This window comes from Frondihabitans sp. 4ASC-45 (genome assembly GCF_049472575.1).
GTDB lineage: Bacteria > Actinomycetota > Actinomycetes > Actinomycetales > Microbacteriaceae > Frondihabitans.
In genome coordinates this window covers 114,373-125,884 of sequence record NZ_JBCEBN010000003.1, presented here as the reverse complement: position 1 = coordinate 125,884, position 11,512 = coordinate 114,373, and the positions used below count along the sequence as shown (strand labels likewise).

At 68.4% G+C, this 11,512-nt stretch carries 10 protein-coding genes and 1 tRNA gene; 7 read left to right on the top strand and 4 right to left on the bottom strand.

Features of this window, described 5'->3' with window-relative positions; translation table 11 throughout:
• Positions 1-8: 8 nt before the first annotated feature.
• Entirely contained in the window at positions 9-284 is a 276-nt protein-coding gene (locus tag VH571_RS06770; RefSeq protein WP_123942759.1) for a DUF3039 domain-containing protein, read from the top strand.
• Positions 285-344: 60 nt separating this feature from the next.
• Here VH571_RS06770 and VH571_RS06765 read toward each other — a convergent pair whose 3' ends face one another.
• On the bottom strand, positions 345-1,595 hold the full coding sequence (locus VH571_RS06765) for a nicotinate phosphoribosyltransferase (RefSeq protein ID WP_423264018.1): 1,251 nt from the start codon (positions 1,593-1,595) through the stop codon (positions 345-347).
• A 193-nt stretch (positions 1,596-1,788) separates the two neighbouring features.
• Here VH571_RS06765 and murI point away from each other — a divergent pair, with 193 nt between their 5' ends.
• The 3 genes from murI to VH571_RS06750 are packed head-to-tail and all read left to right on the top strand — an operon-like array spanning position 1,789 to position 4,027.
• Positions 1,789-2,655, top strand: coding sequence for a glutamate racemase (gene murI, locus VH571_RS06760; RefSeq protein ID WP_423263859.1), 867 nt, complete (start codon positions 1,789-1,791; stop codon positions 2,653-2,655).
• Positions 2,652-3,380 carry a ribonuclease PH gene (rph, locus tag VH571_RS06755; protein ID WP_423263858.1) on the top strand — a complete coding sequence of 243 codons (729 nt, stop codon included), beginning with the start codon at positions 2,652-2,654 and terminating at the stop codon, positions 3,378-3,380. The genes murI and rph overlap by 4 nt, the downstream gene beginning before the upstream one ends.
• A 2-nt stretch (positions 3,381-3,382) precedes the next feature.
• Complete coding sequence (locus VH571_RS06750) at positions 3,383-4,027, top strand: non-canonical purine NTP pyrophosphatase (protein ID WP_423263857.1); 645 nt, start codon at positions 3,383-3,385, stop codon at positions 4,025-4,027.
• A 108-nt stretch (positions 4,028-4,135) separates the two neighbouring features.
• Here the strand turns inward: VH571_RS06750 and VH571_RS06745 are convergent, their stop codons facing one another.
• The 3 genes from VH571_RS06745 to VH571_RS06735 form a co-directional block, all read right to left on the bottom strand.
• Entirely contained in the window at positions 4,136-4,816 is a 681-nt protein-coding gene (locus VH571_RS06745) for a DedA family protein (protein WP_423263856.1), read from the bottom strand.
• Between the two features lie 162 nt (positions 4,817-4,978).
• Positions 4,979-5,060: transfer RNA gene (locus VH571_RS06740), tRNA-Leu, on the bottom strand.
• A gap of 42 nt (positions 5,061-5,102) precedes the next feature.
• Positions 5,103-6,365 carry an MFS transporter gene (locus VH571_RS06735; RefSeq protein ID WP_423263855.1) on the bottom strand — a complete coding sequence of 421 codons (1,263 nt, stop codon included), beginning with the start codon at positions 6,363-6,365 and terminating at the stop codon, positions 5,103-5,105.
• Positions 6,366-6,451: 86 nt separating this feature from the next.
• Between VH571_RS06735 and mnmA the strand changes: the two genes are divergently transcribed.
• The 3 genes from mnmA to VH571_RS06720 all read left to right on the top strand — a co-directional run bounded on the left by mnmA (position 6,452) and on the right by VH571_RS06720 (position 11,465).
• Positions 6,452-7,579 (top strand): tRNA 2-thiouridine(34) synthase MnmA, encoded by a 1,128-nt coding sequence (gene mnmA / locus VH571_RS06730; RefSeq protein WP_084816215.1) that lies wholly within the window; start codon positions 6,452-6,454, stop codon positions 7,577-7,579.
• 9 nt (positions 7,580-7,588) lie between these two features.
• Positions 7,589-9,871 (top strand): NAD-dependent DNA ligase LigA, encoded by a 2,283-nt coding sequence (ligA, locus tag VH571_RS06725; RefSeq protein WP_423263854.1) that lies wholly within the window; start codon positions 7,589-7,591, stop codon positions 9,869-9,871.
• A gap of 187 nt (positions 9,872-10,058) precedes the next feature.
• Entirely contained in the window at positions 10,059-11,465 is a 1,407-nt protein-coding gene (locus VH571_RS06720; RefSeq protein WP_423263853.1) for an alpha/beta hydrolase, read from the top strand.
• Positions 11,466-11,512 lie beyond the last annotated feature (47 nt).

Sequence of the window (11,512 nt, the reverse complement as noted above, 5' to 3'; positions counted from 1 at the left end):
TGGTCGGCATGAGCGACACGGGTAGCGGAAGCGAAATCACCGGCGGCGGAACAGACGTTCTCGACCGCGAGTTGGAGAAACTCCTCAACGAGGAGGCCATCGAGCCGGGCGACCACGAACGTTTCTCGCACTACGTGCCGAAGAACAAGATCATGGAGTCGGCGCTGTCGGGCAAGGCCGTCAAGGCGCTCTGCGGCAAGAAGTGGACTCCGGGTCGCGACCCGGAGAAGTTCCCGGTCTGCCCGACGTGCAAGGCGATCTACGAAAAGATGAAGTCCGAGTAGAGGCCTTCTCGGCTCGACTCTCTGCTGACGGGCCCGGGGTCTCGGCCCGTCCGGCCCCGCTCACTCGTAACGGGTTGGGATGACTGGCTCGCCGCGACCCAGGCTGAATGCCGCCTGCGGCAGCTCGCCCACGGCGGCTTCGCGGTGCGCTCGGGCACGGAGGACGCCCTCGGGGCCGGTCCAGCGCTCGTCGATCATGCCGTCCGTTACTAGCGGCACCAGCAGCGTCCGTTCGGAGGGGCCGACTTCAGTCGAGCCAACCCGGACGATCTCTTCGGACGCGATTCCCTTGCGCCGGGCCCGGACGGCGAACTTGCGACCGCCGACGGTGGCCTTCTCGGCGGATTTCTTGCCGACCGATACCCACTCGCCGCAGTCGTCGCGGTGCGCCACCAGCTTGAAGACCATGGAGGCGGCCGGGTGGCCCGAGCCCGTGACGACGCTGGTGCCGACACCGTAGCTGTCGACGGGGGCTGCCCGCAGCGCCGCGATCGTGAACTCGTCGAGGTCGTTAGTGACGGTGATGTTCGTGCCGGTGGCACCGAGCGTGTCGAGCTGGCGCCGCACCTGCGCGACGAGCTGGGGGAGGTCGCCCGAGTCGATGCGAACGGAGCCGAGCTCCGGCCCGGCCACCCGCACGGCCGTCTCGACCGCAGCCTCGATGTCGTAGGTATCGACGAGAAGCGTCGTCGCCGGGCCGAGGGCGTCGACCTGCGCGGTGAAGGCGGCCTCTTCGGTGTCGTAGAGGAGCGTGAAGGCGTGGGCGGCCGTGCCCATCGTCGGGACTCCCCAGGTGCGACCGGCCTCGAGGTTGCTCGTTGCTCCGAAGCCGGCGATGAACGCGGCACGTGCCGCCGCGACAGCGCTCCACTCTCCGGTGCGCCGCGAACCCATCTCGGCGAGGGGTCGCCCGTCTGCCGCCGCGACCATGCGCGCCGCAGCGCTGGCGACGGCGGAATCGTAGTTGAAGACGCTCAGCGCGAGCGTCTCGAGGAGGACCGCCTCGGCGAATGTCGACTCGATGATGAGCAGGGGCGAGTTCGGGAAGAAGAGTTCGCCCTCGCGGTAGCCCCAGATGTTGCCGGTGAACCGGTAGTCGGCGAGCCAGTCGATCGTGGGGGCGCCCACGACGTTCTGCTCGCGCAGCCACTCGAGCTCCGGTTCGCCGAAGCGGAAGCGCCGGAGCTCTTCTAAGAACCGGCCGGTGCCGGCGACGACGCCGTAGCGGCGGCCCGGCGGGAGGCGCCGGGTGAACACCTCGAACACGCTCTCGCGAAGGGCGGTGCCGTCGCGGAGGCCCGCGTCGAGCATGGTGAGTTCGTACCGGTCGGTCAGGAGTGCACTGGTCACGCAGCCAGCCTAGGCCCCGCCATCGTGCCGCGGGCTTCTTGCAAATTCGAAGGAAAAACCCGCGGACGCCGACGAAGTCATGCCGATCGCGCGGGCTCGAGCGCGCGGATCTCCTTCCAATTCGGTAGCGGCCCGACCGGTAGACTCGACCATCGTGACGGACGCACCCATCGGAGTCTTCGACTCGGGCGTCGGCGGCCTGACCGTCTCCCGGGCGATCATCGACCAGCTGCCGCGGGAGTCGATCCGCTACGTCGGCGACACGGAGCACATGCCCTACGGCCCTAAGCCGATCGCCCAGGTACGCGAGTACGCGCTCGCCGTCATGGACGACCTCGTGGCCCAGGGCGTCAAGCTGCTGGTCATCGCCTGCAACACGGCCTCCGCGGCCGTGCTCCGAGATGCTCGCGAGCGCTACACCGGCCCGCACGGCATCCCCGTCGTCGAGGTGATCCAGCCGGCCGTGCGCGCCGCGATGAAGCAGACGCGCACCCGAAGAGTCGGCGTGATCGGCACCTCCGGCACAATCGACTCGCGGGCCTACGAAGACGCTTTCGCGGCGGCCCCCGACCTCGCTCTCTTCACGCAGGCCTGCCCGCGATTCGTCGAGTTCGTCGAGGCGGGAGACACCTCCAGCGCCGAGCTGCGCGCGGTCGCCGAGGAGTACCTCGCCTCGCTCCGCGACGCCCGCGTCGACACCCTCGTGCTCGGCTGCACGCACTACCCGCTGATGTCGGCAGCCATCCAGTACGTCATGGGCCCCGATGTGACCCTGGTCTCGAGCGCCGAAGAGACCGCCAACGACGTCTACTCGACGCTGGTGGCCCACGACCTCGACCGGCGCGATGGCGCTGCGCCCCTCTACGACTTCCAGGCCACCGGTGCCGACCAGGCGGGCTTCATCCGACTCGCCAAGCGTTTCCTCGGCCCCGAGGTCTCGACGGTGAGCCACCTCGAGACCGGAACGATCGATCTTCCCCCGGGATTCCGGGCGAACCGAACCAAGGAGAACTCCGCATGACAGAACGCGCCGACGGCCGACAGACAGACCAGCTCCGCGAGGTCACCATCGAGCTCGGCTGGAGCCCGCAGGCGGAGGGCAGCGCCCTCGTCAGCTTCGGCAACACTCGCGTGCTCTGCACGGCGTCGTTCACGAACGGCGTGCCGCGCTGGCTCGCCGGCAAGGGCAAGGGCTGGGTCACCGCCGAATACGCCATGCTGCCGCGCGCCACGAACTCCCGCAACGACCGCGAGAGCGTCAAGGGCAAGATCGGGGGGCGCACGCACGAGATATCCCGCCTCATCGGCCGCAGCCTCCGCGCCGTCGTCGACATGAAGGCCCTCGGCGAGAACACGATCGTGCTCGACTGCGATGTGCTCCAGGCCGACGGCGGGACCCGCACGGCTGCCATCACCGGCGCCTACGTCGCGCTGGCCCAGGCGATCCAGTGGGGCAAAGACAACAAGTTCATCGCCCAGAAGGCCTCGCCCCTCTCCGACAGCGTCTCGGCCGTCTCCGTCGGCATCATCGACGGCGAACCGATGCTCGACCTCGCCTACGTCGAAGACGTGCGCGCCGAGACCGACATGAACGTCGTCGTCACCGGTTCGGGCACCTTCATCGAGGTGCAGGGAACGGCCGAGGGTGCCCCCTTCGACCGCGACGAGCTCAACTCACTGCTCGACCTCGCGCTGGCGGGCGCCGTCGACCTCAGCGCGATCCAGAAGCGCACCCTGGAGGTGTGACCGTGGCACCCTCGACCGTGAAAGTCGTCCTGGCGACGCACAATGCCCACAAAGTAGCCGAGCTCCGTCGGATCCTGGGCGATGCCCTCGACGGAGTCGAGCTCCTCACCTACGACGGCCCAGAACCGGTCGAAGACGGCGACACCTTCGAGGCCAATGCCCTCATCAAGGCGCGGGCCGCCGCCGAATACACCGGGTTGCCGGCCCTCGCCGATGACTCGGGTATCGCCGTCGACGCCCTCGACGGGGCCCCGGGCATCCACTCCGCCCGCTACGCCGGCACTCGCGACGACGGCGACAACCTCCGCCTCCTGCTGACCAATCTCGATGCCCTCGGCGGCGCCGATCGCAGCGCCTCGTTCGTGTGCGCCGCGGCGCTCGTCATACCGCCGTCGGTCGCCTCCGTCGGGCCCGACGGCCCGGCCGAGTCGGTCGAATCCGACGAATACGTGGAGCTCGCGACCTGGTCAGGGCACGTTCTCGACAAGGCGTCAGGATCCGGCGGCTTCGGCTACGACCCGATCTTCTGCCCCGCCGGTGAGAGCCGCTCGGCAGCCGAGCTCAGCACGGCCGAGAAAGACGCGACGAGTCACCGGTCGCAGGCGTTCCGGGCACTCGCGCCGCGGGTTGCCGCGCTGGTCTCGTAGGGCCCAGCTCCGACTTCGAGGCCAATCCGACGTGGAACGGCCAATCCGACTGGCCGCGGCACGTCGGGTTGGCCGTTTCATGTCGCCTTGCCGAGCGGCTGCGGCTGGCTAGGCCTGAGGGGACGCCTGCGCCTCTTCGAGCTTCTTCGCCTTGCGCGACGAGCTCATCACCTTGATCACGATCGGAACGACGGTCGCCGCGACGGCGCCCAGCAGGATCAGGTCGATGTAGTTCTCGACGAACCGCGCCACCGGCGGGATGTGGCCGATGCCGAAGCCGATCATCGTGATGCCGAAGCCCCAGGCGATGGCTCCGATCGCGTTGAAGAGCGAGTACCGGCGGTAGTGCATGTGGGCGATGCCCGCGGCAAGGGGCAGGAACGTGCGGATCACGGGCACGAACCGCGCGAGAATGACGGCGCCCGACCCGAAGCGGGTGAAGAACTCGTTCGTCTTCTTGACGTTCTCGGACGAGAAGATACCGCTGTCTTTCCGCTCGAAGATGCGCGGCCCGAACTTGTGCCCGATCAGATAGCCGAGCTCGCCCCCGAGGAACGCCGCGACCGCGATGAAGAGCGCGATCAAGACGATGGGCATGCCGAGGCCGCCCGGTGTGGTCGCCGCGAGGACGCCCGCGAGGATGAGCAGGGTGTCGCCGGGAAAGATGAAACCGATCAGAAGGCCGGTCTCGGCGAAGATGATGGCGCAGATGCCGAGCACTGCCCACGGCCCGAACGCGTGAATGAGGGCCTCGGGATCGAGGAAGGGGATCGCGGCGAGCGGCAGCATGGGGAGAACTCCAGGAAGTACGAACCGAAGGAGGTCGGTGCGCCCGCTTCGTGATCGGGGCAAGCGTATCGGACACGGAAGACAGCGACTCTGGGGTAACCCCCGAGGATCTCTCCGGTATTCCGGGCCGCCCGAACGCTCGTGCGGGAGCTCTGCTTACAGTGCGGGAGAAGGGACTTGAACCCTCACGCTCGAAAGCACAGGAACCTAAATCCTGCGTGTCTGCCAATTCCACCACTCCCGCGGCGAGACGAGTGTACCCGGCAGCGCGGCACCGGGGGCCTCGTCAGCGCTTCAGATGCGGCTGGTGCGGCGAATACCGCGGCACATAGCGGAGCAGGATCCCGGCCCCGACGAACCCGAGCACGCCCATGACGCCGGACGCGAGCGAGATCGACACGAGCGCCGTGATCCCGGCGATCAGCAGGGGAGCGGCCGCGCTGCCGAAGTCGCCCGTGAAGCGCCAGGCACCGAGGAACGGTGCCGGGTCGGATTTGTCGGCGAGGTCGGCGCCGAGGGTCATCAGGATTCCCGATCCGATGCCGTTCGCGACCGACATGAACATGGCGACGCCGATGAACCACGTCACGTTGTTCGGGAGGGCATGCGTGACCGATAGCACGAGGTACGAGAGACCGAGCCCCACCATGCAGGGCATCGCGCTCCACATCCGCCCCCAGCGATCCATGATCTGGCCGCTCGTATAGAAGAGGGCGAAGTCGATCGCCCCGGCGATACCGATGATGAGCGCCGTCTGCGACGAGCCGATGCCGATCGAGACCGCCCAGAGGGGCAGGATCACCTGGCGCCCGGCGCGCATGGCACCGATCAGCGCCGCACCGCTGCCGAGCTTCACGAGCACGCCGCGGTGCTTCCAGAGGGTGGGGAACAGGCCCTTCGACTCGGTGCCGACCTCGACCTCGCCGGTGGTGGGAGCGGCGCCGGGGTGGCGCAGCGACCTCGTTGCGAGCGCTGCTGCCGGATCCTTGATCACCAGGAGAACGCCGGCTGCTGCCAGGCACGCGACGATGTGGATCCAGAAGGCGGACTGCACGGCGCCGGTCAGATGGATGAGCCCGGCCGAAAGGAAGGGGCCGACGAAGTAGCCGAGACGGAAGACTCCGCCGAGGCTCGACAGTGCGCGGGCGCGGATCTCGGGCGGCACGAACGAGGTCATGAACGCGTGGCGAGCTAGGGCGAAGACCGCGGTCGAGAGTCCGATCAAGAAGACGCCGATTGCGAGCACGACGACGTTCGGCGAGAAGACGCAGACGAGCAGGCCGACGACGCTGACCAGGGCCGCGCCGATCATGGCGGTGCGCTCGCCGATGCGAGAGACGAGCCAGCCGCTCGGGATGTCGCCGAAGAGCTCGCCGACGAGGATCAGCGAGGCGACGAACGCCGAGAGTGCCAGGGTCGCACCGAGGTTGTCGCTCGCCACCGGGATGATCGGGATGATCGCGCCCTCGCCGATCGCGAAGAGGGCGGCGGGGAGGAAGGCGGAGAGTGCGACGGATCGCATCGAGAAGGATCCGTCGGCGCTGGTCATCGAAGACGACTCTAGACCCGAGATGGCAGAGCCCCGAGACGGCAGAGCCCCGAGACGGAAGAGCCCCGAGACGTAGACTGGTTCGCATGAAGGTTCTGGCAGCGATGAGTGGCGGCGTCGACTCCGCCGTAGCGGCAGCCCGGGCAGTCGACGCCGGGCACGACGTGGTGGGAGTGCACCTGGCGTTGAGCCGGATGCCGGGAACACTGCGCACCGGCAGCCGTGGCTGCTGCACGATCGAAGATTCGATGGACGCCCAGCGGGCCGCGAACATGATCGGCATCCCCTACTACGTGTGGGATTTCTCGGAGCGGTTCAAGCTCGACGTGGTCGACGACTTCGTCGCCGAGTACACCGCCGGCCGTACCCCGAACCCGTGCATGCGCTGTAACGAGAAGATCAAGTTCGCCGCCCTGCTCGAGAAGGCGGTGGCCCTCGGCTTCGACGCCGTCGCGACCGGTCACTACGCCTCGATCGAGATCGACGCCGACGGCAACAAAGAGCTTCACCGGGCGAGTGCCTGGGCCAAAGACCAGTCGTACGTGCTCGGCGTGCTCACCAAAGAGCAGATCGACCACTCGATGTTCCCGCTGGGCGCCACGCCCTCCAAGGCCGAGGTTCGTGCCGAGGCGGCGGCCCGGGGCTTCACGGTCGCGCAGAAGCCCGACAGCCACGACATCTGCTTCATCCCCGATGGCGACACCCGCGGCTGGTTGGCCGACCGGGTCGGCGCAGAGCAGGGCGAGATCCTCGACCGCACGGGCGCTGTGATCGGTCAGCACGAGGGTGCGCACGCCTTCACCGTCGGCCAGCGGAAGGGTCTCAACATCGGCTATCCGTCGGACGACGGCAAGCCCCGCTTCGTGCTCGAGGTGCGCCCGAAAGACAACGCCGTCGTGGTCGGCCCGAAAGAGGCCCTCGACATCCGAGAGATCGCGGGCTCGAAGTTCTCCTGGGCCGGAAAAGCTCCCGAGGATCCCACGGAGCCCTTCGCCTGCGACGTGCAGATTCGCGCCCATGCCGATCCCGTTCCCGCGGTCGCCCGAGTGTCGGCGGTCGAGGGTAGAACTGAACTTGTCGTCACACCCGACGAGCCCCTCAACGGAGTGGCTCCCGGCCAGACGGCCGTCGTGTACGTCGGCACCCGTGTGCTCGGTCAGTGCACGATCGACCGCACGGTCAGCGCCGTGCCGGTTCCCGTTCCCTCTTTCTAGGAGTACCGCATGGCCGAGGCCACCCCGACGACAGACCTCGAGGCGGCCCGCGATGAGGCCCAGTCTCTGACGACCCGGATCCTCGAACTGCGCGACCAGTACTACGAGGGCAACGCCTCGACGGTGTCCGACGCCGACTACGACAAGATGGTGCACCGCCTCGACGAGATCGAGCGCGAGCACCCCGAGCTGCAGTCGCCCGACAGCCCGACCCAGACCGTGGGCGGCCGGGCCGAGACCACGCAGTTCGCCCCCGTCGAGCACGCCGAGCGCATGCTCAGCCTCGACAACGTCTTCGACTTCGACGAGCTCGCCGAGTGGGCCGGCAAGGTCGAGCGCGACGCCGGGGCGGAGCGCGTGCGGTTTCTCTCCGAGCTCAAGATCGACGGTCTCGCGATCAACCTCCGCTACGAGAACGGCGTGCTCGTCACGGCGGCGACCCGGGGCGACGGTGTGGTCGGCGAAGACGTCACCGGCAACGTGCTGACGATGGGCACGATCCCCGAGCGCCTGTCGGGCACGGGGCATCCTCCGCTCGTCGAGGTCCGCGGCGAGATCTTCTTTCCCGTCGCCGAGTTCGATGCGCTGAATGCCGCGCAGCTCGCCGCAGGAGAGCGTCTGTTCGCCAACCCGCGGAATGCTGCCGCGGGCTCCCTCCGGCAGAAGGAGGAGGGCAAGAGCCCCGAGAAGAAGGCGCTCATGGTGAAGCGGCTCAAGGGGCTCCGCATGCTCGTCCACGGCATCGGCGCCTGGCCGGTCCGTGAGCTCGAGGCCTCCACCGATGTGACGGCCCAGTCTGAGATCTACGGCCTGCTGGGGTCGTGGGGCCTGCCCATCTCGACTCACTTCCGCGTCTTCGACACCGTCGCCGAGGTCGAGAAGTTCATCACGAAGTACGGTGAGCAGCGCGCATCGGTCGAGCACCAGATCGACGGCATCGTCATCAAGGTCGACGACCTCGGCCTGCACGAAGAGCTCGGCGCGACATCGCGGGCCCCGCGCTGGGCGACCGCCTTCAAATACCCGCCCGAAGAGGTCAACACGAAGCTCCTCGACATCGTCGTCAGCGTCGGGCGCACCGGTCGGGCGACGCCGTTTGCGGTGATGCAGAAGGTCGAGGTCGCCGGCTCCGAGGTGCGGCAGGCGACGCTGCACAATCAGCAGGTCGTCAAGGCGAAGGGCGTGCTCATCGGCGACACCGTCGTGCTGCGCAAAGCCGGCGACGTGATCCCCGAGGTCCTCGGCCCGGTGGTCGAGCTCCGCGACGGCACTGAACGCGAGTTCGTCATGCCCGAGCACTGCCCCGAGTGCGGCACGAAGCTGGCGCCGGCCAAAGAGGGCGACATCGACCTCCGCTGCCCCAACAGCAAGAGCTGCCCAGCGCAGGTGCGCGGTCGGGTCGAGCACATCGCCTCGCGCGGTTCACTCGACATCGAGGGCCTCGGCGAGGTGGCGGCGGCTGCGCTGACCCAGCCACTCGAACCGAAAGAGCCCCCGCTCCGCACCGAGGCGGGCCTCTTCGAACTGACGATCGACGACATCCTGCCGATTCGCGTGATCGTGCGCGACTCCGAGACCGGCATGGAGAAGCTCGACGGCGACAAGCCGAAGGTCATGTCGCCGTTCCGGGTGGCAAAACTGCAAGAAGACGGTTCACCGACGCCTTCGAAGCGGGCGGAGGTGCTGCTCGAAAACCTCGAAAAGGCGAAGATGAGCCCGTTGTGGCGGATCCTGGTCGGTCTTAGCATTCGCCACGTGGGGCCGGTCGCCGCGCGCGCGCTCGCCGACTACTTCGGGTCGCTCGACGCGATCCGCGCTGCCTCCCGCGACGAACTCGCGGCGGTCGACGGAGTGGGCGGCATCATCGCCGACGCCCTCCTCGCCTGGTTCGAGGTCGACTGGCACGTCGAGATCATCGACCGGTGGACCGCCGCGGGCGTACAGTTCACGACCCCCGGCCACCCCGGGCCCGGGGCTGCCGTGTCAGCCGGGGGAGTCCTCGCGGGTCTCACGGTCGTGGCCACGGGATCGCTCGAGGGGTTCTCGCGCGAGGGCGCCCAGGAGGCCATCTTGGCTGCCGGGGGCAAAGCCGGAAACAGTGTCAGCAAGAAGACCGACTTCGTCGCGGCCGGGCCGGGCGCCGGTTCGAAGCTCACGAAGGCTGAAACCCTCGGGGTACGCATCATCGACGCCGCCGAATTCGCGATCCTTGTCACGACGGGCCCGACGGGGCTTGACGACCCCAGTGAGGGGGATGAGGGTATCCCCAGTTCGGGTGACGATACCGAGTGATTCCACCCCAGTACTGGTCACAGGAGGCGTCGCGCTCCTAAGCTGTGTGCTAGCTCATCGATCTCGTCTGTAGGGGTACAAGATTCGGGTGGGCTAGTAGAGGAACCCCGACGTGCTGTTCTTTGCCGCAGCCATCCTGATTTCCTCGGTCCACGTGCTTGGTGTGGCCGGGCCTACAGCCGTGCCCATGAGCGACGCGACCGCCCAGCAGGTGTCGGCGCCGAGCCACCACGTGTCGGCCACGGCGACGCCTGTCTCCCTGGTCGACAGCCGCATCGCACCCGGTCGAGAGATCCGCTCGGCCGTCTCGCTCGCGCCCGCCGTCGCGGCCGGCGATCTGACCGCCTGCCGGGGCGAGGTCACCGACGCTGCCGCGTGTCTCGACGGCCTCGGCACCGCTCCCGTCGCCACGCTCGAGAGGTTCGGCCGTTCACTCGACTCCGACACCGGCGAAGACGTTGCCTTCGCGACGGCCATCGGGCGCCAAGGATCCGCCACAGCCACGAGGTCATGGTGGCAATCTCTGGGGCTCGAGCGCCGCACCGCCCTCGCCACGGCTCTGCCGTCGATCGTCGGCAACCTCGAGGGCATCCCCTACAAGATCCGCGACGAGGCCAACCGACTCACCCTGGAGAGCACGCTCCAGCGCCTGAGCGGCCGGGCCGCGCAGTCGCACGAGGCCGTCGGCGGGTCGGCGGAGGCCCCACGAGTGGCCATGCTCGACCAGGTGCAGGCGGCACTGGCAGCGGGTGCCGACCGGAGTCTGCTCTCACTCGACACCGTGTTTCCGGGTCGGGCCGCCGTGGCGGTCGGCGATGTCGACCGCGCGGCCAACGTCAGCGTGATCGTGCCGGGCATGCTCTACACGGTGACGACGCAGATGGTGAGCCTCACCGGGGCCGCCGCTGATCTGCAGAGCTCGCAGACGTTCTGGTCGAACACCCTCTCGACGTCGGTCTCGCACCACGTCGCCACCTCGGCGGTGGTCGCGTGGATGGGCTACAAGACGCCGGGCCTGACGAACGTGCTCGGAATCGGTCTCGCCACGACGGGCGCACGGCAACTCGAAGACGCCATCCAGGGGCTCGACGCCGATCGCCGAACGGACATGCCGCGGGTCACCCTCATCGCGCACTCCTACGGATCGACGACCTCGACCATCGCCCTGTCGTCCGGTCGCATCCGGGTCGACGACTTCGTGGCCATGGGGTCGCCCGGAAGCGTGGTCGCAACGGCGTCGAAGCTCGACGTCACGGCCGGTCACGTCTTCGTCGCGGCGGCGGCCCTCGACCCCGTGGCGGGCAGTGCGGTGTTCGGGGCCGATCCCGGATCGATGGCGTTCGGGGCGAAGGAGCTCAATCTCGGGGCGATGGTCGATCCGTATACCGAGCAGCGAGTCACGGCCGTCGTCTCGCACAACGAGTACTTCACGGCCGGTAGCCACTCGATGCGCAGCCTCGCGCTCATCGGGATCGGTCGCGGCGACCTCGCCGACGGCCGACGGCCCGACCCGGGCGCGCCCGAGCTCACGAATAGCCCGTCGCTCGGGCTGGTACGGCCCCAAGACATCAACCGGGAGTCGGTGGGTGCGTAACGCTGACTCGCCTCCGAGCGCGGGGGAGGGCAGCGCCGTGCCGGATC

Bases quoted from the DNA above. Each gene is read 5' to 3' on its own strand.
- VH571_RS06770 (WP_123942759.1), top strand. From the start codon at position 9: ATGAGCGACACGGGTAGCGGAAGCGAAATCACCGGCGGCGGAACAGAC.
- VH571_RS06765 (WP_423264018.1), bottom strand. From the start codon at position 1,595: ATGCTCGACGCGGGCCTCCGCGACGGCACCGCCCTTCGCGAGAGCGTG.
- rph (WP_423263858.1), top strand. From the start codon at position 2,652: ATGACAGAACGCGCCGACGGCCGACAGACAGACCAGCTCCGCGAGGTC.
- VH571_RS06745 (WP_423263856.1), bottom strand. From the start codon at position 4,816: ATGCTGCCGCTCGCCGCGATCCCCTTCCTCGATCCCGAGGCCCTCATT.
- VH571_RS06735 (WP_423263855.1), bottom strand. From the start codon at position 6,365: ATGACCAGCGCCGACGGATCCTTCTCGATGCGATCCGTCGCACTCTCC.
- mnmA (WP_084816215.1), top strand. From the start codon at position 6,452: ATGAAGGTTCTGGCAGCGATGAGTGGCGGCGTCGACTCCGCCGTAGCG.
- ligA (WP_423263854.1), top strand. From the start codon at position 7,589: ATGGCCGAGGCCACCCCGACGACAGACCTCGAGGCGGCCCGCGATGAG.
- VH571_RS06720 (WP_423263853.1), top strand. From the start codon at position 10,059: ATGAGCGACGCGACCGCCCAGCAGGTGTCGGCGCCGAGCCACCACGTG.